This is a genomic window from Streptococcus ilei, from assembly GCF_000479335.1.
Taxonomy (GTDB): Bacteria; Bacillota; Bacilli; order Lactobacillales; family Streptococcaceae; genus Streptococcus; species Streptococcus ilei.
On record NC_022584.1, the window covers coordinates 19,015 to 40,465 of the forward strand.

Below are 21,451 nucleotides of genomic sequence, written 5' to 3' on the forward strand. Positions count from 1 at the left end.
ATTCTCCTATGTAACGTTTTAAAAGTTACATATAGTATAGCAAAAATAAATTCGGACTTCAAGAGAAAAGTGAGAGGATTTTTCTTTAGCAGTGAAAGGGATGTGGTTGAGTAACTCTCAGATTGGAGAGGGTGGGTGTTTTTGTATCTTTTATCCAAATTTTGATATAATAATCTCTATGAAGATTGTATCAGGTACCTATGGAGGGCGTCCTCTTAAGACGCTCGAAGGAAAGACAACGAGGCCCACTTCAGATAAGGTGAGAGGGGCTATGTTTAATATGATCGGTCCTTATTTTGATGGGGGGCGGGTCTTGGATCTATATGCTGGCTCAGGTGGCTTGTCCATCGAAGCGATATCTCGGGGGATGGAGCAGGCTGTCTTGGTCGAGAAAGACCGCAGAGCCCAAGGGATCATTGCCAGCAATATCCAAATGACCAAGGAAAGCCACAAATTTCAATTGCTGAAGATGGAGGCTCACCAAGCACTCAGTCAATTGCAGGGGACCTTTGACCTTGTTTTCTTAGATCCTCCCTATGCCAAGGAGCAGATCGTAGCCGATATTGAAACCTTGGCTGAACGAGACTTGCTGGGAGAAGAGGTCATGGTCGTCTGTGAGACGGACAAGGCAGTAGACTTGCCTGAGGAGATTGCTTGTCTAGGAATCTGGAAAGAAAAAATCTACGGAATTAGTAAGGTAACGGTTTATGTCAGATAAAATAGGGTTATTTACAGGTTCATTTGACCCAATGACCTTGGGACACTTGGATTTGATAGAGCGAGCTAGTCGCTTGTTTGATTGCTTGTATGTAGGCATCTTCTTTAATCATGAGAAGAAGGGCTATTTTACCATTGAGCAAAGAGAGGCCATGGTGACAGAGGCAGTAGCTCATTTGTCCAATGTAAGAGTCATCATCTCAGAGGCAGAGTTGGCAGTAGAAGTGGCTAGACGGTATGGAGTGACGAGCTTGGTTCGAGGCCTGCGAAATAGCCAAGACTTCCTCTATGAAAGCAACATGGACTACTTCAATCACCAGCTGGCTCCAGAGCTTGAGACCATCTATCTCTGTACCCAACCCCAGTACCAGGCCTTGAGCTCGACGAGAATTCGCGAGTTGCTGACCTTCCAGCAAGATGTCAGTGCCTATGTCCCAGAGAGTGTTATAAAGGAGATGAAATAAAAGGAATGAATGAATTTGAGAAACAAAGGGATCAGTTACCAGAAAGCCCATTTGAACCTGTACGCAAAAAAGATAGTGTGTGGAGAACCTATCGCTGGCCGATTATTGGGACTTTGCTTCTGATTCTGGCCTTGCTAGCTTTCTTTGTTCCCCTGCCCTATTATCTGGAAATGCCCGGGAGTTCAGAAGATATTCGCCAAGTGATGCGCGTCAACCAGAAAAATGATGAAGCATCTGGTTCGTATGATTTTGTCACTGTTGCCGTCAAGCAAGCGACCTTCTCGGATATAGTCTATGCCTGGGTGACTCCTTTTACAGATATCCACTCTGAACAAGAAATGACTGGTGGCAGTTCCAGTGAGGAATTTTTCCGGATTAATCAATTTTATATGGAAACCTCTCAAAATACTGCCAAATACCAAGGATTAAAAACTGCTGGTAAAGAGACAGAGATGGAATTCTTAGGTGTTTATGTCATGCAAGTAGCAGAAGACTCTACTTTCAAGGGCGTTCTAAATATTGCAGACACGGTTACGGCTGTGAATGACAAAACCTTCAAGAGCTCAAAAGAACTCATCGAGTATGTTGGTTCCCAAAAAATTGGGGACAAGGTCACAGTGACCTACACAGAAGATGGCCAGACCAAGACAGCTGAAGGAAAGATTATTAAGTTGGTCAATGGTAAGAATGGAATTGGGATTAGCTTGATTGACCGGACAGAGGTGAAGAGTGACGTGCCAATTGAGTTTGCGACAGCTGGCATCGGTGGCCCAAGTGCCGGGATGATGTTTAGTTTGTCCATCTATACCCAGGTAGCGGATCCAGACCTTCGTCAGGGACGCCATATCGCAGGGACAGGGACCATTAACCATGATGGGACTGTCGGAGATATAGGTGGAGTGGATAAGAAAGTCGTGGCGGCAGATCGGGCTGGGGCTGAAATCTTCTTTGCCCCTGATAATCCGGTAACAGAGGAAGTTAAAAAGAACAATCCTAATGCTAAGAGCAACTACGACGAAGCGGTAGAAACAGCTAAAAAAATTAAGACCAAGATGAAAATTGTCCCTGTCAAAACCTTGCAGGATGCTATTGATTATTTGAAAAAGAATTAAAGTAGCTTGCTCGAAAAGAGAGTGGGACAGAAATCGGTCATTCGTTAGAATTCGATTTCGTCGTCCCACCTCCGCACAGTTGAGTAGGGCTGTAAAAGCTGATGAAATCAGCGTAGTAGAGCCCACTCAACCACTGCGTCTTACTCGACAATCCAAAGACAATATCGAGGCTAGGATTTTTGTCCCAGCCTCGATATTGGTAGATAGGGATATCCATCTCCCAATCAAATTCAAGTTTTTGCATATCAATCTCTCTATTTTTAGAGAGATTTTTTCTTTATACTAGTGTCAGAAAGTAAGGGAGGTAGTTGAAATGATTGAAACTAGTTTGTTTTCCATTTCAGTGTTCTTAGCGGGGGTTCTATCTTTTTTCTCTCCGTGTATTTTACCGTTGATGCCAGTCTATGTAGGGATCTTATTGGATTCTGAGCATGAGAAAACGGTGCGTATTTTTGGAAGAGATATTTCTTGGTATGGTTTGGTCAAGACCCTCTGTTTTATTGCTGGTCTATCAACCGTATTTCTCATCCTAGGTTATGGGGCGGGTGCCCTGGGTCAGGTACTTTATGCTCCCTGGTTCCGTTACCTACTAGGAGGGATTGTCATCTTATTGGGAATCCATCAGATGGGCCTCATCAATCTTCATCAACTGCAAAAGCAAAAGAGTATCCAACTGAAGAAGGACGAAAAACGCAACGAATTCTTCAATGCCTTTCTAATTGGAGTGACCTTTAGTTTTGGGTGGACTCCTTGTGTCGGACCTGTATTGAGCTCCGTTTTAGCGATTGCGGCTTCTGGAGGAAATGGTGCTCTACAAGGAGCGCTCTTAATGCTGGTTTACACCTTGGGCTTAGCTCTTCCCTTCCTACTCTTGGCCCTGGCTTCAGGCTGGGTCTTGCAACGCTTTGCCAAACTCAAGCCTCATATGGGGACCTTGAAAAAAATCGGTGGTGCTCTCATCGTCTTGATGGGCATCTTGCTCATGCTGGGTAATCTCAACAGCCTAGCATCCCTGTTTCACTAATCTTGAATGATTAAAGGAGAAAAATCATGAAAAAAATTCTTGCACTTACTATTGCTACCCTTAGCATCGTCACTTTAGCAGCTTGTTCTGGAAAAAAATCTGATTCAGATATGAAAAAAACGGACGATAGTAGTATGATGAAGAAGGACGATATGAAGGATTCGTCCATGTCCGATGATAAAATGAAAAAAGACGATATGAAAGATTCATCTATGATGTCTGACAGCAGTTCTGAAATGAAAGACGACATGAAAGAAGATAAGATGAAATCGAGCGATTCAGAGATGAAGGACGACATGAGTGACTCATCTGACATGAAATCAGACCAATAAAGGACAATAGGAAGAGGAGGTCGTCTGCTTGGGCGACTTTCTCCCAATTTAGAGAGGAGGAAGACATGAAAAAAATAGCCTTAATAGCGACAGGACTTTTCTGTGTTGGATTGTTAGGGGCCTGCTCCGCCCAGGGGATGGAGTCATCCAATAAAAGCGAGACTAAGCAGACAGCCAAAACGGGAGATTCAGAGCAAGCTGGCAAGAAGGTTCTGGATTTTAGCCTGCAAGGAGTAGACGGCAAGACCTACCGCTTATCAGATTACAAAGGGAAGAAAGTCTATCTCAAGTTTTGGGCTTCCTGGTGCTCAATCTGTCTTTCAACATTAGGTGACACAAATGATTTAGCAAAGGCAGAGGAGGGGAAAGATTATGTAGTTCTAACTGTTGTCGCTCCGACATTTAATGGGGAAAAATCAGCCGATGACTTTAAAAATTGGTACCAGGCTTTGGACTACAAAGATTTCCCAGTCTTGATGGATAGTAAGGGCGACTTGCTCAAAGAGTACGGGATTCGCTCTTATCCATCTGCTCTCTTTATTGCGAGCGATGGAACTCTCGCCAAGACCCATATCGGCTATATGAGTAAGGAAGACATCGTCCAGACTCTAAAAGAAATGAAGTAAGGAGGACATAAAATGGAAACAAAATGGAAACTCATTTCCGTTCTTTTAGTGGGCCTGCTTTGTTTTGGACTCTTTTTCCTTATCAAAGGATCCATGGCCTTGGATACATCAGATGCGACGACTGAGCAGATCAAAAAAGCGTCCATGAGTCAGACACCAGTAGCAAACAAAAAGAAGGAAGAAAAAGTCAATCCAGAAGACCAACGAGAAATCTATCTAGCTGGTGGCTGCTTCTGGGGTGTGGAAGAGTATTTTTCCCGTGTTCCAGGCGTCATTGATGCCGAATCAGGTTATGCCAATGGAAAAGGGGATACTACCAAGTATGAACTGGTCAACCAAACAGGGCATGCCGAAACGGTACACATCACCTATAATGTCAAGAAGGTTTCCTTGAAAGAACTGCTTCTACACTATTTCCGGATTATTGATCCAACATCAAAAAACCGTCAGGGAAATGATCAGGGCAGTCAATATCGGACAGGAGTTTATTACACCGATCAAGCAGATTTGCCAACCATAAACCAAGTATTTGAAGAAGTGGCAAAGAAATATGATAAGCCTTTGGCTGTAGAAAAAGAAGAACTTGCTAATTATATCAAGGCGGAAGACTACCATCAGGACTATCTACAGAAACACCCGAATGGCTATTGTCACATTGATGTGAATCAAGCTTCTTATCCGGTTATTGACGCTAGTCGTTATCCAAAACCAAATGATGAAGAGATCAAGAAGAAGTTATCGCCCGAAGAATATGCAGTGACGCAAGAGAATGATACAGAGCGTGCTTTTTCTAACCGCTATTGGGATAAGTTTGAAGCGGGCATCTATGTGGATGTCGTAACAGGAGAGCCCCTCTTTTCCTCAAAAGATAAATTTGATTCCGGTTGTGGTTGGCCAAGTTTTAGCCGGCCGATCAGTCCCGATGTGGCAACCTACAAGGAAGATAAGAGTTTCAATATGACTCGGACAGAGGTTCGGAGTCGAGTAGGAAATTCCCATCTAGGCCACGTCTTTACGGATGGACCTAAGGAAAAAGGTGGCCTTCGCTACTGTATCAATAGTTTGTCAATTAAATTCATTCCTAAAGCAGAGATGGCAGAAAAGGGCTACGGCTATTTGTTGGACTATGTCTGAGACTTTTTGCGACCTACTTTGATATAATGAGTACAACAAGGATAAGTAGGTGAAACACATGTATTCAATCATGATTGTAGAAGACGAAGAGCTGGTTCGGCAGGGACTTACTTCTCTAGTGAATTATGAACAGTTTGGGATGAAGGTCATTGACCAAGCGGAGAATGGGCGAATAGCTTGGGAAAAATTTCAAGTACAACCGGCTGATCTTCTCTTAACTGATATTAATATGCCACAGTTGAATGGCTTAGATTTGGCCCAACTGGTCCGAGAGAAAGCTCCGTCCTGCCATATCATCTTTCTAACAGGCTATGATGATTTTGAGTTTGCTCAGAAAGCCATTCGACTCGGAGCAGATGACTATCTCCTCAAGCCCTTTTCAAAAGCGGATATTGAAGAGATGCTGGAGAAAGTCAAGAACAAGCTAGACGAGGAAGGAAAGAAAGCCCAGGTTGAAACCTTGGTGGATCAGGGGCATTCGACAGAGTTGGAAGAGGCTATTCATTCCCGCTTAGCGGATTCCCAATTAACCCTTAAGGACTTGGCTCTTCAACTGGGTTTTAGTCCCTCTTATCTGAGTGTCCTAATCAAGAAAAAATTGGGCCTCCCTTTTCAAGAATACTTGATCCAAGAACGGATGAAGAAGGCCAAACTTTTACTCTTGACGACCGATCTCAAGATTTATGAGATTGCAGATCAGGTTGGCTTTGAAGATATGAACTATTTTTCTCAACGCTTTAAACAAGTAGTCGGTGTAACCCCAAGACAATACAAAAAAGGAGAGTATGAATGAAACGATACCCTTTGCTGATTCAGCTGATTGTCTATGTATTTGTCTTCATTCTCTTGCTCTTGGGTTTAGTCGGTAGTCTATACTATCAAACTAGCTCAGCAACCATTGGCCAACTGACAGAGCGAACAACCCGCAATAGTATCGACCAGAGTAGTCAGTTTATCACCTCCTATCTGAAAAAATTGAAGCAGACCACCTCGATCCTCAGTAAAGAAGAGACCGTTCGTCAGTTTGCTCAAGACAAGGAGGAGAGCCCAGAAGCCGTTCAAAGTCTGATGCGAACCATTATTGAGACAGACCCAGATCTGGTTTCGGCTGTCTTAGTAACTAAGGATGGACGCCTTGTTGCTACGGATTCTCAAATTAGCATGCAGACCTCATCGGATATGATGAACGAAAGCTGGTATCAGGAGGCTATCAAGAAGAGGGCCATTCCTGTCTTGACGCCAGCCCGGAAGGAATCTTTGTCTTCAGAGAAGGACAAGTGGGTGATTTCTATCACCCAGGAAGTGGTGGATGCTTCTGGTCAAAATCTAGGAGTTTTGCGCCTAGATATTGGCTATCAGAGCCTAGAAGCTTATCTGGATCATCTCCAACTGGGCAAAAAAGGCTTTAGTTTCATCATCAATCAGAAGCATGAATTTGTCTACCATCCTAAAAAGACAGTCTATTCTTCTAGTCAGGAAATGCAGGCCATGCAACCCTATATTGCTGTCAAGGATGGCTATGCCCAAAAGGGACAGAACTTTGTCTATCAAATTGCTATACCAGAGAGTGATTGGACCTTAATTGGAGTGGCCTCTCTGGAAGGTCTCCAGATGCTTCAGTCGCAAATGCTCTATTCCTTTATAGGTTTAGGAGCTCTCGTCCTCATCATGTGCTGGGTGGGAATCTGGTTCATTCTGCGCTTGTGGATCAAACCCCTACAAGATTTACAGGCCGTCATTCTGAAAATAGGAGCTGGTGATTCCCACTTGCGGGCGACTACCAAAGGATCGCCTGAATTGGTAGATCTTGCTCAAGCCTTCAACCGTATGTTGGATCAAATTGAAAACCTTATGCAATTGGTTAAAGAAGAGGAACAAAATGCACGACGCTATGAACTGCGAGCTCTTGCAGCCCAAATTAATCCTCATTTCCTCTATAACACCTTGGATACCATTGTCTGGATGGCTGAGTTTAATGATGGTCAGCGGGTGGTTGACCTGACCAAGTCCCTAGCCAAATATTTTCGACTTGCTCTCAATCAAGGACAAGAACAAATTAGGCTTCAGGATGAAATAGACCATGTGCGCCAGTATCTCTTCATTCAGAAACAACGCTATGGGGATAAGTTGAATTATGAAATTTTAGAAGAGGGGACGTTGGGAGATTATCAGCTTCCTAAACTGGTCCTACAACCCTTAGTGGAAAATGCCATCTATCACGGCATCAAGGAGATGGATCGGCCGGGCGTGATACGAGTCACTTCGGAAATTAGAGAAGAACAAGTGGTCCTGACGATTTACGATAATGGACGAGGCTTTGCTTTGTCTGAGTCGACAGACCAAACTCTTCTTCGACTAGGAGGCGTTGGTTTGAAAAATGTGGATCAACGCTTGCGGTTACAGTTTGGGGCTAGCTATCATATGGAGATTGATTCTAAGGCTAATAGCTATACGAAAATCACTCTTTATTTACCCCTCACATCACGAGATGAACATTCCTAGAGACAAAGGTCACCCTCTTTGTCTCTTTTTATTTTCCGTTTGAGTAAGCTTTGAAAAAGCCTATTTTTTCTGATGAGATAGGAAGAAGAGGTAAATTAAATCGTCAGACTTTTTACAGAATCTCTCTTTTCCGTTGAAATTCTATCTAAAGCTAGGGATTTATGATAAAATAAAGTGTTACAACTAAAGGTATGAATAAAGGAAGGCTATGCGCAAAGAAATATCCCCTGAATTATTTAATTATAATAAATATCCTGGACCGGAATTTCGTCTGGTCGGCAATCAAGTGCTAGCAGAACAATTGACATTTGAGCTGGTTGAGAACCAAAATGATGCCTTTGATGCGACGGTCTTTGGTCAGCGTTTTTCAGAGGTTTTAACCAAGTTTGATTATATTGTCGGTGATTGGAGCAATGAACAGTTGCGTCTGCGTGGCTTCTATAAGGACGATCGTCCGGTTACAGATGCAGAGAAAATCAGTCGTCTAGAAGATTATTTACTAGAATACTGTAGCTATGGCTGTGCTTATTTTGTCCTAGAAAATGCAGAACCCCGTCGAGCATCCTTTGACAAGAAATCTTCTCCAAAACAACAGGAAGAGGGCAACCGTTCTGCTAAGCGTGGCGGTCGTCAAAATCGCCGAAATCGTTCCAAAAATCAGCCACGGGAACGTGAACAAGAGCAAAAACAAAAGGCTTCTCAACCAAAGAAAAAGAACCGTCAGCGGTCTAGAAAAAAAGATGCACAGGGTGAGCAAGAACGCCACTTTGTCATCCGTCAAAAGTAAAGAGAGAAAAGAGATAAGATGAAACCTTCAATTTATGGCCTGACTCGACAAGAACTGATTGAGTGGGCAGAAGAACATGGTGAAAAGAAATTCCGAGCAACCCAAATATGGGAATGGCTCTATCGGAAACGCGTCCAGTCATTTGAAGAAATGACCAACCTATCTAAGAGCTTGATCGAAACCTTGAATGATCAGTTCGTGATCAATCCTTTGAAACAACGGATCGTGCAAGAATCAGCAGATGGGACTGTCAAATACCTTTTTGAATTGCCAGATGGCATGTTGATCGAGACAGTTTTGATGCGCCAACATTATGGCTTGTCAGTCTGTGTCACCACTCAGGTAGGGTGCAACATCGGCTGTACCTTCTGTGCATCTGGTTTAATCAAGAAGCAACGCGACTTGAACAGTGGGGAAATCGTTGCCCAAATCATGCTAGTTCAAAAGTACTTTGACGAGCGTGGTCAAGATGAACGCGTCAGCCACATCGTTGTGATGGGCATTGGTGAGCCGTTTGATAACTACAAGAATGTCTTGAGCTTTGTCCGTACGGTCAATGATGACAAGGGACTGGCCATCGGTGCCCGCCACATTACCGTTTCAACTTCTGGCTTGGCTCATAAGATTCGTGATTTTGCTAATGAAGGGGTTCAGGTCAACTTGGCGGTATCACTTCATGCTCCAAATAATGACTTGCGTTCCAGCATCATGAAAATCAACCGCGCTTTCCCAATCGAGAAATTATTTGCGGCTATTGAGTACTATATTGAAACGACCAACCGCCGGGTAACCTTCGAGTACATCATGCTTAATGAAGTCAATGATGGTGTCGAACAAGCCTTAGAATTGGCAGAACTCCTTAAAAAGATCAAGAAGTTATCTTATGTAAACTTGATTCCTTACAACCCAGTTAGTGAGCATGATCAGTATAGTCGGAGTCCAAGAGAGCGCGTGATGGCCTTTTATGACACCTTGAAGAAAAACGGAGTCAACTGCGTGGTTCGTCAAGAGCATGGTACGGATATTGATGCTGCTTGTGGCCAATTGCGTTCCAATACGATGAAGAGAGACCGGGAGAAAGCCATTGTTGAACAAGTTCAACCGTAACAACGGGCTGATAGAACAAGGTCAATTAACAAATAAAGGAAGACGACTGCTACTAGGTGGCAGTTTCTTCTATTTTGTCTTGCTCTGTCTCATGTGTTTTCTCCCCCAACGGCCTGAACCAGGAATGGAAACACCTGGTATCCAACATTTTGGGCGAGTAGTCGTATTGCTGGTTCCCTTTAATTCCCTCATCAACCTAGCTCAAGTGACCAGCCTGGTCCAGCTGATCAAGGTGTTTGTACAAAATATAGCCAACATCTTTCTCTTATTCCCTTTGGTCTTTCAGCTGCTTTGGCTCTGGCCTTGGCTAGGCACTCGGAAACGCGTCCTTTGCTTTAGTCTAGGGATGAGTTTATGGATCGAGCTCAGTCAGATTGTCCTAGACCTCTTGTTTGATTTCAATCGGGTATTTGAGATAGATGATCTGTGGACCAATACCCTGGGAGGCTACCTAGCCTATCTGTGTTTTAAATGGCTACAAGCTTCTATGAGTAAGGACAAGCCATCTTAGTTTGGTCCAAAATCCGAACGATTGAAGACGATTTCAAATTTTGGGTTGACAAACGATAGGTAGGAAGCTATAATAGCTTCAAGACATCAGAAAAGTAGAGATTTTTCTCACTTCCAGGGAGCTTGTGGTCATTGTGAACAAGCAGTGGTGGATCTTGAAATGGGCTGATGCGTTTATGATGATGAATTTGAAACAATAAAAATTCGGTGAGCACACCTTATCGTGCAGCCTGTTGCTAGACAGGTCAGAGATGTAGGAGAAAGTATGTTTTCCTACAATTGAGGTGGCACCGCGGTATCGAATCGTCCTCACACAGATTTTTCTGTGTGAGGTTTTTTGTATCTCAAAAGGACCCTGTGAGACTGCAGCTCAAAGGACCAGAGAGAGAAAAAGATCATAAACAGAATTGAAGATATAGAAAAGAGGACACAATCATGACAGAAACAAAAGGCTATTTCGGACAATTTGGTGGGTCTTTCGTACCAGAACCTATTCAAAACTTGCTCGATCAATTAGAGAAAACCTTTGAACAGTACAAAAATGACCCAGAATTTATCGCAGAATACAAACATTATTTGAAAGATTATTCTGGACGCGAAACACCGCTCTACTTTGCGGAAAGTTTGACAGAGCATTTAGGTGGGGCGAAAATTTATTTGAAACGTGAAGACCTGAATCACCTAGGTTCGCATAAATTGAATAACGTCTTGGGGCAAATCCTCTTGGCTAAGCGCATGGGCAAAACCCGCGTGATTGCTGAAACAGGAGCCGGTCAACATGGTGTGGCTACAGCAGCTGCGGCAGCTAAGTTTGGTATGGCCTGTGATGTCTACATGGGGGCAGAAGACGTGGAGCGTCAACGTCTCAATGTCTTCCGCATGGAGATGATGGGGGCAACCGTTCATGCGGTTGAAACAGGAACCAAGACCTTGAAAGATGCCGTTGATGCTGCTTTTGGAGCATGGATGGCGGATCTGGATGCTTTTTATGTCTTAGGTTCTGCTGTTGGCCCTCACCCTTACCCAACCATTGTGCATGAATTCCAAAAAGTCATCAGTGAAGAATCGAAGCGCCAAATCTTAGAAAAAGAAGGTCGTTTGCCAGACTATGTTATTGCCTGTGTCGGTGGTGGATCCAATGCTATTGGTGCCTTCTCCCAATATGTGAGCGATGAGGAAGTCAAATTGGTCGGTGTTGAAGCTGCTGGACATGGCTTGGATACAGACCAGCACGCAGCAACCATGACCAAGGGGACTGTTGGTGTTGTCGATGGGATGAAGACCTATGCTGTTTTTGGTGAAGATGGAAAAGTAGCACCAGTTTACTCGATCTCTGCCGGTTTGGACTACCCAGGGGTTGGACCGGAACATGCCTTCTTTAAAGATTCTGGTCGTGTCGAATATGTGGCAGCGACAGATGATGAAGCCGTTCAAGCTCTTCTTCTTCTCAGTAAGACAGAGGGAATCCTCCCAGCTATTGAAAGTTCACATGCCATTGCAGAAGCTGTTAAACGTGCTCCACAACTGGACAAAGATAAGATTATTATTATCAATGTTTCTGGACGTGGGGATAAGGACGTAGCTGCGATTGCCGATTATCTAGAAGCAAAAGCTACAAAATAAGAAAGCTTATCTGCTAAAAATTGTAAAAAACAGTAAAGCCTGATAACTCAGAAAAAGACAGGGAACAAAAGGAATCCGGTCTTTTTCTTTTTTTAAGAGGAAGACAAGGAGACCAATGAGAGAAGCCCCTTGCATGACGAGGAGGACTTGGACAGCTGAGAGGGTCAAAGAAAAAGTAGCCAGTAAGAGAAAGTCCCCTGCGCCAATGCCGATGGAGTAAACAGCTGACAGGACTCCTAAGAAGAGAAAGACTCCCATCAAGAGGGTAGGGCTGGTGAAAAACAGGCAAAGAGCGTGGAGCACCAGCCAGAGGAGGAGTGGATACTCCATGGAGCGCAAATCATAGATGGCCAAAACACAACTACCAAGTAGAACGAAAAGATGAGAAATAGGAAGAAGGCCCTGATAGCACAGCAAAAAAAGGAGGCCAGACCAGACTTCAAAGAGAGCATACCAATAAGGAAGCGGACTCTGGCAGTAGCGACAACGGAATCGAAAGAGGACTTGTGAGAGGATAGGAATCAGGTCCAGAGGTCTCAAGGTCTGTTGGCAATGGTCGCAATGGCTTCTTGGACGAATGATGGAGCTTTCTGGAAAGCGGTCGATGACGAGACCTAAAAAGGAGGCAATACAGGAACCGACTGTAAAAAAATAAAAGTTGATCATACTTATATAATTCGTAAAAAAGATGACGAATAACGATTAGAACTGAAACAATTTTCTAACTTTTCTTATTTAAGCATTTTCTCTTGCATTTCTTAATTAGAAGGATTATAATATAACTAAATTAGAATAATTCTAAAAAAGGAGAATTTAGTTATGACAACAATTAAAAAAGAAGCAGCAAAAGACGTAGCAACATTTGCAACAATCAGTGAAGTAAGCAAGAGTTTAACTGATACAAAAGCAGTTCTCAACCAAGTAGTGGCAGATCTTTATGTCGCTCATATTGCCTTGCACCAAGTGCACTGGTATATGCGTGGCCGTGGTTTCCTCGTATGGCATCCAAAAATGGATGAGTACATGGAAAGCTTGGATGCGACTCTTGATGAAGTGAGTGAACGCTTGATTACCTTGGGTGGTGCCCCATACGCTAGCATGGTTGAGTTCTTGGAACACAGCAACATCCAAGAAGAAAAAGGTTCATTCGAACGCTCTATGGAAGAAAATTTGGGACGTGTCCTTTCTATCTTCCGCTACTTGGTAAGTCTTTATCAAAAAGCTTTGGATATCACAGATGCTGAAGGAGATGACGTGACCAACGATATCTTTGTTGGTGCAAAAGCTGAATTGGAAAAACATATCTGGATGATTGCTGCTGAATTAGGTCAAGCACCAGGTTTGTAATCTGAAAATAAACAAACGAGCCTTCCTTGCTTGGGAGGCTCATTTTTGTTTGGATGAGATGTTTCCTGTAAATAAAATAGGGGCCATCTTGAAAATACTTGAAAGATTTGATAGAATAAGCACATGAAAACCCTGTACGATGTTCAACAATTTCTGAAAAAATTTGGAATCATTATTTATGTCGGAAAACGACTTTACGACATCGAATTAATGAAGATTGAATTGAAAAGGATCTATGACGCTGGGCTGATGGAAAAATTGGATTATCTAGAAGCAGAAGCCGTCTTACGTAGAGAACACGCACAGGAATTACGCTATTTAGAAGAGGAAAAAGAAAAGTGAGTTTAACAAATATTTTAGTATGGTTGATTGTTTTAGGGATGTTTGGCTGGATGGGCTACAATTACTTCCGTATCCGTCGTGCTGCAAAAATTGTGGACAATGCAGAGTTTGAAGAATTGATCCGCAAAGGCCAATTAGTGGACTTGCGTGATCCAAATGAGTTCCACGCTAAGCATATTTTGGGAGCTCGGAATATTCCTTCCAACCAGTTAAAAGTGAGTCTGTCTGCTCTTCGCAAAGATAAACCAGTCTTGCTCTATGAGAACAGTCGTGGGTCCCGTGTGACCAATGCGGCTCTCTTCTTGAAAAAACAAGGCTATAAAGATATCTATATCTTGTCCTACGGTTTGGATTCATGGGATGGAAAGGTAAAGACTAGTTAAGATCAAGGAAAATGTTGCTAAAGATGCTTGATGTATCATAATAAAATGATATTAATTTTAAGGAGTTTCTAGAAATTGCAAGAAAAGAACAATGCCTCATTTGTTTTGGGTATCATATCTATCATAGTTGCCTTTATATTTCCATTGATCAGTATTATTTTTGGTGTTTTTGGTTTGGGCTCGGCTATTTTAAATCAAAAAGAGTCTGGACTAGACTATACGACAGAAATAATGCTCTCTATTGTAGGGATTGTGCTTTCTGTAATTTTCTGTCTCGTGTTTATCTCACAACTTTCGGGGATTAATTAAAAAAAAAAGAGAGTGGGACAGAAATCGGTCATTCGTTAGAATTCGATTTCGTCGTCCCACCTCCGCACAGTTGAGTAGGACTGTAAAAGCTGATGAAATCAGCGTAGTAGAGCCCACTCAACCATTGCGTCTTGCTCGACAATCCAAAGACAATTGAGAGGCTAGGACTTTTGTCCCAGCCTCTTTTTTGTTTTAGCAACTGTTTTCTAAGTAGTTTTTAATAATCTGTAATTCATCTTGGTTCAAAGGGCGATATTGACCCTCTTCTAGCTCTGAATCTAATGTAAAATCCCCAAACTGAACTCGTTTTAGAGCAGTGACCTTGACACCGACTGAGAGGAACATTTTTTTTACCTGATGGAATTTCCCTTCAGACAGGGTGACTAGTGCTCGGCTTTCTTTGGGACTGGAGGTAAGGATTTTTAGTTTGGCAGGCTTACACCTGGTCCCATCTAAAAAAGTGATCCCTTCTTGAAAACGATCGATATGAGCGGGTTCGAGAGGGCCGTTAACTGTTACTGCGTATTCTTTTTCAATATGGTATCGAGGGTGAAGGAGTTGGAAACCTAGCGGTCCATTGTCTGTGAGTAAGAGCAGACCGGTGGTATCCCGATCTAGCCGGCCGATAGGATAGGTATTGGGTGTTCGATCTTCTGCTCGAAGGAGGTCCAGCACTGTAGGATGCTGGGCATCCTTGGTAGCCGTCACCAGCCCTTGGGGCTTGTGGAGAAGAAAATAATGATGGGAACAGTCGGTAAGGACCCGATTTTTCCAGCGAACCTCTTGGAGACCTGTATCGACATTTTGGGATAATTTTGTTGCAGCAAGCCCGTCGACTAGAATCTGCCTTTTAGCCAGGCTCTGTTTGATTTCCTTACGAGGAATTTGGTAGTGGGCCAGTAATTGATCTAATCTCATAAAAAACAGGATAGCATGAAATGAAGAGAATCACAAGTATTCGGAAAAAGGGTGAAGAAAAGAGATTGAAGACTTGAAAGATTTTCATGAATAGAGTGGTTAGGAGTGGGAATGAGAAAGAAGATTTTCAAAAGAAAGCATGAAAACATTTACACTTGTCTGAGTTATGCCATTTGCTTAAAATTGTGGTATAATTGCTCAGTTAGAAAATAAATTTTTGAATACTGTAGAGGAAATCATGACAAAATTAAGAGAAGATATCCGTAATATCGCGATTATCGCCCACGTCGACCACGGAAAAACAACCCTCGTTGACGAATTATTGAAACAATCTGAAACTCTTGACGCGCGTACAGAGTTGGCAGAGCGTGCTATGGACTCAAACGATATCGAAAAAGAGCGTGGAATCACCATCCTTGCGAAGAATACAGCAGTTGCCTACAACGGAACTCGTATTAATATCATGGACACGCCAGGACACGCGGACTTCGGTGGAGAAGTTGAGCGGATCATGAAAATGGTTGACGGTGTTGTTTTGGTCGTAGATGCTTACGAAGGGACTATGCCACAGACTCGTTTCGTATTGAAAAAAGCCTTGGAACAAGACCTTGTGCCGATCGTTGTCGTTAACAAAATCGACAAACCATCAGCTCGTCCAGCAGAAGTTGTAGATGAAGTCTTGGAACTCTTCATCGAGCTTGGTGCGGATGATGACCAGCTTGACTTCCCAGTCGTTTATGCGTCAGCTATCAACGGAACATCTTCATTATCTGATGATCCAGCAGATCAAGAAAAGACTATGGCGCCAATCTTTGACACCATTATTGACCACATCCCTGCTCCGGTTGATAACTCAGATGAGCCTCTTCAATTCCAAGTGTCACTCTTGGACTATAATGACTTCGTTGGTCGTATTGGTATTGGTCGCGTCTTCCGTGGGACAGTAAAAGTTGGTGACCAAGTTACCCTTTCTAAATTGGACGGTACAACCAAGAACTTCCGTGTGACCAAACTCTTCGGTTTCTTTGGTTTGGAACGTCGTGAAATCCAAGAAGCCAAAGCGGGTGACTTGATTGCCGTTTCAGGTATGGAAGATATCTTCGTTGGGGAAACGATTACTCCTACAGACGCAGTTGAGGCATTGCCAGTTCTTCACATCGACGAACCGACTCTTCAAATGACCTTCTTGGTTAACAATTCACCATTTGCCGGTCGTGAAGGGAAATGGGTCACTTCTCGTAAGGTTGAAGAGCGCCTTCAAGCTGAGTTGCAAACAGACGTTTCACTTCGTGTAGACCCAACGGATTCACCAGATAAATGGACAGTTTCAGGACGTGGTGAATTGCACTTGTCTATCTTGATTGAAACCATGCGCCGTGAAGGTTATGAACTTCAAGTATCTCGTCCAGAAGTGATCATCAAAGAAATTGATGGTGTCAAGTGTGAGCCGTTTGAACGCGTACAAATCGATACACCTGAAGAATACCAAGGATCTGTTATCCAAAGCCTTTCTGAGCGTAAGGGTGAAATGTTGGACATGGTTGCAACTGGAAACGGGCAAACTCGTTTGGTCTTCCTTGTTCCTGCGCGTGGTTTGATTGGATACTCAACTGAGTTCTTGTCAATGACACGTGGATATGGAATCATGAACCATACCTTTGACCAATACTTGCCAATGATTCCAGGTGAAATTGGTGGCCGTCACCGTGGGGCCCTCGTTTCTATCGATGCTGGTAAGGCAACAACCTACGCAATCATGTCTATCGAAGAACGTGGTACGATCTTTGTCAACCCAGGTACTGAGGTTTACGAAGGAATGATTATCGGTGAAAACTCTCGTGAAAATGACTTGACCGTTAACATCACCAAGGCTAAACAAATGACCAATGTCCGTTCAGCTACTAAGGACCAAACAGCGGTTATCAAGACTCCTCGTATCTTGACTCTTGAAGAATCACTTGAGTTCTTGAATGACGATGAGTACATGGAAGTAACGCCAGAATCTATTCGTTTGCGTAAGCAAATCCTCAACAAAGCAGAGCGCGAAAAAGCAAACAAAAAGAAAAAATCAGCTGCAGCTGAATAAGAAATAAGAAAGGAGTGACAAAATGGTTTATTTAATTATAGGTATTTTGATCCTCCTTTTTTATCTTTTTGCAGCTCCAAAGAGTATTAGAGGAACTCTGAATGTAGTAACCCTGGTCGTATTATTGGTCTCTTTGGTGATTCTGCTTTGCTTAGCAATTTTCCAAATCTTCCAATTACCTTCAGAATTTTTTGTTGGTGCCTTCCTTGCTTTTGTAGGCTACCTGGCCCTTGTTGATATCTCGCGGTTGCCAACCAAGTCTTCTAAACGCTTGGATAAATCAGAATAAACTGGAGATTTTTACTCCAGAAATAGAGTCGTTGTGATGTAAAATCATGGCGACTTTTTTATGAAAGAAGGGGAAGAGGTCATTTTTGTAAGGTGTTGCTTCTTTTGCTGTCTTAAGGCTTTTTAAATTGTCTAAAAAAGGGTAAAATAGAAGGTGAACAAATTGGAGTAAAAAAGCTATGAACATCATTGAAACATTTAAAAATAAAAAAGTCCTTGTTTTAGGATTGGCGAAATCCGGAGAATCTGCAGCACGTTTACTAGATCGCTTAGGAGCCATCGTAACGGTGAATGATGGAAAAGCCTTTGAAGAAAATCCTGCAGCCCAGAGTTTGCTGGAAGAAGGAATCAAAGTCGTGACAGGAGGACATCCTCTGGAACTCTTGGATGAAGACTTTGCGGTGATGGTGAAGAATCCTGGAATTCCATACACGAATCCCATGGTCCAACGGGCCCTTGAAAAAGGCATCCCTGTTTTGACTGAGGTTGAATTGGCTTACCTCATTTCAGAAGCGCCGATCATCGGCATCACTGGTTCAAATGGAAAGACAACCACCACTACCATGATTGGGGAAGTGTTAACTGCCGCTGGACAAAATGGTCTTTTGTCTGGGAATATTGGTTTTCCAGCTAGTCAAGTCGCTCAAACAGCGACAGCTAAAGACACATTGGTGATGGAATTATCTTCTTTCCAATTGATGGGAATTGAAGCCTTCCATCCAGAAATCGCAGTGATTACTAATCTCATGCCAACCCACTTGGATTATCATGGATCCTTCGAAGGTTATGTAGCTGCAAAATGGGCTATTCAAAAGAATATGACTGCCAAGGATTTTGTGGTACTGAACTTTAACCAAGATCTCGCTAAAGATTTGGCTAAGCAAACGCAGGCTACTGTGGTGCCATTTTCAACTCAAAAAAAGGTGGACGGAGCTTATTTAGAGGATGGTGTCCTTTACTTCCGAGGTGAAGCCGTTATGCGAGCAGATCAAATCGGAGTACCAGGTAGTCACAATGTAGAAAATGCTTTAGCTACCATTGCAGTGGCCAAACTTCGTGGCATTGACAATCAAACGATCCAAGAAACCTTATCAGCCTTTGGCGGGGTGAAGCACCGCTTGCAGTATGTGGCTGAAATTGAAGGGGTGAAATTCTACAATGATAGTAAGTCTACCAATATCTTAGCAACCCAAAAAGCCTTGTCTGGATTTGATAACGCTCATGTCATCTTAATCGCTGGTGGCTTGGACCGAGGCAATGAATTTGATGAATTGGTGCCAGATATTACCGGTCTTAAAAAAATGGTCATCCTTGGAGAGTCTGCTGAACGGGTGAAACGGGCAGCGGATCAAGCAGGTGTGGCCTATCTAGATGCGACGGATGTGGCAGACGCAACGCGCAAAGCCTTTGAATTCGCTGATGCAGGCGATATTGTCTTGCTTAGTCCAGCCAATGCCAGCTGGGACATGTATGCGAATTTTGAAGTGCGGGGCGATGAATTCCTTAAAACAGTAGAAGAGTTGAAAAAATAATATGAAAAAAATAGTATTCACAGGGGGAGGTACAGTTGGCCACGTCACCTTGAACCTTCTCCTTATCCCTCGCTTTATCGAGGACGGTTGGGAAGTTCATTATATTGGAGACAAGAAAGGGATTGAACACCAAGAGATTTTGAAATCTGGCTTGGACATTCAATTCCACTCGATTGCGACGGGTAAGCTACGCCGTTATTTCTCTTGGCAAAACATGTTGGATATCTTCAAGGTCTTCTGGGGGATTCTCCAATCGATTTGGATCATGCTGTGTGTACGGCCACAGGTCTTGTTTTCTAAAGGAGGCTTCGTTTCGGTTCCTCCGGTAGTGGCTGCACGACTTTGTTTCGTTCCTGTATTGGTACACGAATCAGACCGTTCCATGGGCTTGGCCAATAAAATTGCTTATAAGTTTGCGACGAAAATGTTCACGACCTTTGAGCAACCGAAAAGCCTAGTCAAAGCCCAACATGTAGGAGCTGTGACCAAGGTTCATCAGGGGCAAGTTCCAACCCCAGTAGAATTAGAAGCAGTATTTGCTCAATTTGATCCACAGTTGCCAACCCTTCTCTTTGTGGGGGGCTCTGCTGGTGCACGAGTGTTCAATGAGTTTGTTACAAATAATCGAGAAGCCTTGTTGGCAAGCTACAATGTCATTAATTTGACAGGGGACTCCTCTTTAAATGAGCAAGCTCCTCATCTTTATCGCGTGGATTACGTGACGGATCACTATCTTCCATTGCTCCAAAAGGCAGACCTAGTGGTGACTCGTGGCGGTGCCAATACGATTTTTGAACTCTTAGCCATGAATAAGCTACATATCATCGTTCCTCTAGGAAAAGAAGCTAGTCGGGGAGATCAGATCGAAAACGCTCAATATTTCGTTGAGAAAGGTTATGCAGAAACCATCGCTGAACCAGAATTGAGCATGGATCGTTTGCAAAATACGATGGATAAAATGTTCCAAGGGGCAGAAAGCTATCATCAAGCGATGAAGTCTTCGAATGAGCTGCTTTCCTTGGATGAATTTTACAGTCTGGTCCATCAAGAAATTAATAAAAGGAAAAAATGACGGATAAGAAGAACCAAAAAACTCCTAAGGAAGTCACTAAGCTCTCTGAGTGGCAGAGACGAAACCAGGAGTATCAAAAGAAAAAACAATTAGAAGAGCAAGAAGAAAAAGAAAAGAAAGCACAAGAAGAGAAGGAAAGACAGGAACTTCTGAATCAAAAAACTCCCTCTGAAGATCTAGATGCCGTAGAGCAAGATGCCGAGACTATAGATGAAGAGGAAGATGAGAATGTGGCCAATGTAGCTGAGGAGGAATTGCAAGAAACTCTTCCTGAAGAAATAGAAGAAGAGTCTGAAGAAGAAAAAATCATCTACCTAACAGAAGCTTCAGAAGCTATGTTCGAAGAAGAGGTACTAGCGAAGGAGGCTAAAAAGGAAGGCCAAATTGCGAGACGTCACATCTACAGAGCTATTCCAGTTTTGGTTATCAGTACCCTGATTGCTCTCTTTTCTACCTATCTTTTAACGCCCCTAGCGAAGCAAAAAGTGATCGAATTTTCAGGGAATAAAAATACGGATCAGACCCTGTTGTTCGAAAAAAGTCGTATCCAAGATCGGGATTATACCTTGACAACTTTCTTAAATCGGGATCGTTATCTTGCTAATATGAAGGCGGCGAGTCCCTGGGTCAAGGATATATCAATGACCTATGCTTTCCCTACGACTTTTAAGGTTCAGGTTGAGGAATACCAGGTTTTTGGTTACTATGTGAATGAGGAAGACCACTATCCCATTTTAGAGAATGGAGAAGTCGTGGAGACACCGGTTGCTACGGATCAGCTTCCCAAGTCTTACCTAAGCGTTCGTTTTTCTGATCGAGAATTGGTCCGACAATTTGTCAAACAACTGGGGAAAATACCATCTACTGTACGAGATAAAATTGAGTCAGTGGACTTGACACCGAGCAAGGTGACTAAGGATTTGGTGACGCTAACCATGAAGGATGGCACCAAGGTTTTAGTGCCTGTATCTCAGATCAAGCGTAAATTGCCTTATTACGATAAGATTCGTAAACTGATTGAAGATGACAGTGTCATTGACATGGAAGCGGGTATATACAGTTATAATGCAGAAACAATGGCTACTTTAGCTCAGGAAAAGAAAGAAGAAGAGCAAGGGGAAGGGAACAAAACGGAGGAAGCGGACGCCAACTCGACAGATTCTGATGAGAGTGCAGTCGTAACCGAGCAACACGAAGAAGTTCCCGCTGAGTAAGCCCTCATAAATTATCTGAAAT

At 43.1% G+C, this 21,451-nt stretch carries 24 protein-coding genes and 1 other annotated feature; of the genes, 22 read left to right on the forward strand and 2 right to left on the reverse strand.

Annotation, left to right across the window (positions count from 1 at the left end):
• Positions 1-178: 178 nt before the first annotated feature.
• The 13 genes from rsmD to trpB all read left to right on the forward strand — a co-directional run bounded on the left by rsmD (position 179) and on the right by trpB (position 11,938).
• Positions 179-718: a 16S rRNA (guanine(966)-N(2))-methyltransferase RsmD gene (gene rsmD, locus N596_RS00160; protein WP_042360992.1), complete on the forward strand. Its 540-nt coding sequence runs from the start codon at positions 179-181 to the stop codon at positions 716-718.
• Positions 708-1,181, forward strand: coding sequence for a pantetheine-phosphate adenylyltransferase (gene coaD / locus N596_RS00165; protein WP_023026429.1), 474 nt, complete (start codon positions 708-710; stop codon positions 1,179-1,181). Before rsmD ends, coaD begins: the two co-directional genes overlap by 11 nt.
• 5 nt (positions 1,182-1,186) lie before the next feature.
• The gene (locus N596_RS00170) at positions 1,187-2,293 is read left to right on the forward strand and encodes a SepM family pheromone-processing serine protease (protein WP_023026431.1); all 1,107 of its coding nucleotides are present in this window, start codon (positions 1,187-1,189) and stop codon (positions 2,291-2,293) included.
• A gap of 313 nt (positions 2,294-2,606) precedes the next feature.
• On the forward strand, positions 2,607-3,317 hold the full coding sequence (gene ccdA2 / locus N596_RS00180; protein ID WP_023026433.1) for a thiol-disulfide oxidoreductase-associated membrane protein CcdA2: 711 nt from the start codon (positions 2,607-2,609) through the stop codon (positions 3,315-3,317).
• A 26-nt stretch (positions 3,318-3,343) separates the two neighbouring features.
• On the forward strand, positions 3,344-3,649 hold the full coding sequence (locus tag N596_RS00185) for a hypothetical protein (RefSeq protein ID WP_023026435.1): 306 nt from the start codon (positions 3,344-3,346) through the stop codon (positions 3,647-3,649).
• A 65-nt stretch (positions 3,650-3,714) separates the two neighbouring features.
• On the forward strand, positions 3,715-4,275 hold the full coding sequence (locus N596_RS00190; protein ID WP_023026437.1) for a TlpA family protein disulfide reductase: 561 nt from the start codon (positions 3,715-3,717) through the stop codon (positions 4,273-4,275).
• 12 nt (positions 4,276-4,287) lie between these two features.
• Positions 4,288-5,409: a peptide-methionine (R)-S-oxide reductase MsrB gene (msrB, locus tag N596_RS00195; RefSeq protein WP_023026439.1), complete on the forward strand. Its 1,122-nt coding sequence runs from the start codon at positions 4,288-4,290 to the stop codon at positions 5,407-5,409.
• A gap of 58 nt (positions 5,410-5,467) precedes the next feature.
• Positions 5,468-6,202, forward strand: a complete 735-nt coding sequence (locus N596_RS00200) for a response regulator transcription factor (RefSeq protein WP_023026440.1) — start codon at positions 5,468-5,470, stop codon at positions 6,200-6,202.
• Positions 6,199-7,911: a cache domain-containing sensor histidine kinase gene (locus N596_RS00205; RefSeq protein ID WP_023026441.1), complete on the forward strand. Its 1,713-nt coding sequence runs from the start codon at positions 6,199-6,201 to the stop codon at positions 7,909-7,911. Before N596_RS00200 ends, N596_RS00205 begins: the two co-directional genes overlap by 4 nt.
• 208 nt (positions 7,912-8,119) lie before the next feature.
• Positions 8,120-8,698 (forward strand): YutD family protein, encoded by a 579-nt coding sequence (locus tag N596_RS00210; protein ID WP_023026442.1) that lies wholly within the window; start codon positions 8,120-8,122, stop codon positions 8,696-8,698.
• An 18-nt stretch (positions 8,699-8,716) separates the two neighbouring features.
• Complete coding sequence (rlmN, locus tag N596_RS00215) at positions 8,717-9,805, forward strand: dual-specificity RNA methyltransferase RlmN (protein ID WP_023022438.1); 1,089 nt, start codon at positions 8,717-8,719, stop codon at positions 9,803-9,805.
• The gene (locus N596_RS00220) at positions 9,783-10,316 is read left to right on the forward strand and encodes a VanZ family protein (protein WP_023026443.1); all 534 of its coding nucleotides are present in this window, start codon (positions 9,783-9,785) and stop codon (positions 10,314-10,316) included. Before rlmN ends, N596_RS00220 begins: the two co-directional genes overlap by 23 nt.
• A 77-nt stretch (positions 10,317-10,393) precedes the next feature.
• Positions 10,394-10,629: a binding site (T-box leader), on the forward strand.
• A gap of 121 nt (positions 10,630-10,750) precedes the next feature.
• Positions 10,751-11,938: a tryptophan synthase subunit beta gene (trpB, locus tag N596_RS00225; protein ID WP_023026444.1), complete on the forward strand. Its 1,188-nt coding sequence runs from the start codon at positions 10,751-10,753 to the stop codon at positions 11,936-11,938.
• A gap of 6 nt (positions 11,939-11,944) precedes the next feature.
• On the opposite strand, the gene N596_RS00230 is transcribed toward trpB, so the two are convergent.
• Positions 11,945-12,604, reverse strand: a complete 660-nt coding sequence (locus N596_RS00230) for a prepilin peptidase (RefSeq protein ID WP_023026445.1) — start codon at positions 12,602-12,604, stop codon at positions 11,945-11,947.
• 153 nt (positions 12,605-12,757) lie between these two features.
• Here N596_RS00230 and N596_RS00235 point away from each other — a divergent pair, with 153 nt between their 5' ends.
• The 4 genes from N596_RS00235 (at position 12,758) to N596_RS00250 (ending at position 14,319) form a co-directional block, all read left to right on the forward strand.
• The gene (locus N596_RS00235; protein ID WP_006596795.1) at positions 12,758-13,285 is read left to right on the forward strand and encodes a Dps family protein; all 528 of its coding nucleotides are present in this window, start codon (positions 12,758-12,760) and stop codon (positions 13,283-13,285) included.
• Between the two features lie 123 nt (positions 13,286-13,408).
• Complete coding sequence (locus N596_RS00240) at positions 13,409-13,627, forward strand: YqgQ family protein (protein WP_006596794.1); 219 nt, start codon at positions 13,409-13,411, stop codon at positions 13,625-13,627.
• 38 nt (positions 13,628-13,665) lie between these two features.
• Positions 13,666-14,010, forward strand: coding sequence for a rhodanese-like domain-containing protein (locus tag N596_RS00245; RefSeq protein WP_042361384.1), 345 nt, complete (start codon positions 13,666-13,668; stop codon positions 14,008-14,010).
• A 75-nt stretch (positions 14,011-14,085) separates the two neighbouring features.
• Positions 14,086-14,319, forward strand: coding sequence for a hypothetical protein (locus N596_RS00250; protein ID WP_023022451.1), 234 nt, complete (start codon positions 14,086-14,088; stop codon positions 14,317-14,319).
• Positions 14,320-14,511: 192 nt separating this feature from the next.
• Here the strand turns inward: N596_RS00250 and N596_RS00255 are convergent, their stop codons facing one another.
• Positions 14,512-15,237, reverse strand: a complete 726-nt coding sequence (locus N596_RS00255) for a 16S rRNA pseudouridine(516) synthase (RefSeq protein ID WP_023022453.1) — start codon at positions 15,235-15,237, stop codon at positions 14,512-14,514.
• A gap of 238 nt (positions 15,238-15,475) precedes the next feature.
• Here N596_RS00255 and typA point away from each other — a divergent pair, with 238 nt between their 5' ends.
• From typA to N596_RS00285, 5 genes are all read left to right on the forward strand, one after another.
• The gene (gene typA, locus N596_RS00260; RefSeq protein WP_023022455.1) at positions 15,476-17,323 is read left to right on the forward strand and encodes a translational GTPase TypA; all 1,848 of its coding nucleotides are present in this window, start codon (positions 15,476-15,478) and stop codon (positions 17,321-17,323) included.
• A 22-nt stretch (positions 17,324-17,345) separates the two neighbouring features.
• Positions 17,346-17,612, forward strand: a complete 267-nt coding sequence (locus N596_RS00265) for a DUF3165 family protein (RefSeq protein ID WP_023026447.1) — start codon at positions 17,346-17,348, stop codon at positions 17,610-17,612.
• A 178-nt stretch (positions 17,613-17,790) separates the two neighbouring features.
• Positions 17,791-19,143 (forward strand): UDP-N-acetylmuramoyl-L-alanine--D-glutamate ligase, encoded by a 1,353-nt coding sequence (gene murD / locus N596_RS00275; protein WP_023022461.1) that lies wholly within the window; start codon positions 17,791-17,793, stop codon positions 19,141-19,143.
• Between the two features lies 1 nt (position 19,144).
• Positions 19,145-20,215: a UDP-N-acetylglucosamine--N-acetylmuramyl-(pentapeptide) pyrophosphoryl-undecaprenol N-acetylglucosamine transferase gene (locus N596_RS00280; protein WP_023022463.1), complete on the forward strand. Its 1,071-nt coding sequence runs from the start codon at positions 19,145-19,147 to the stop codon at positions 20,213-20,215.
• Positions 20,212-21,429 (forward strand): cell division protein FtsQ/DivIB, encoded by a 1,218-nt coding sequence (locus N596_RS00285; protein WP_023026448.1) that lies wholly within the window; start codon positions 20,212-20,214, stop codon positions 21,427-21,429. Before N596_RS00280 ends, N596_RS00285 begins: the two co-directional genes overlap by 4 nt.
• The last annotated feature ends 22 nt before the right edge of the window (positions 21,430-21,451 follow it).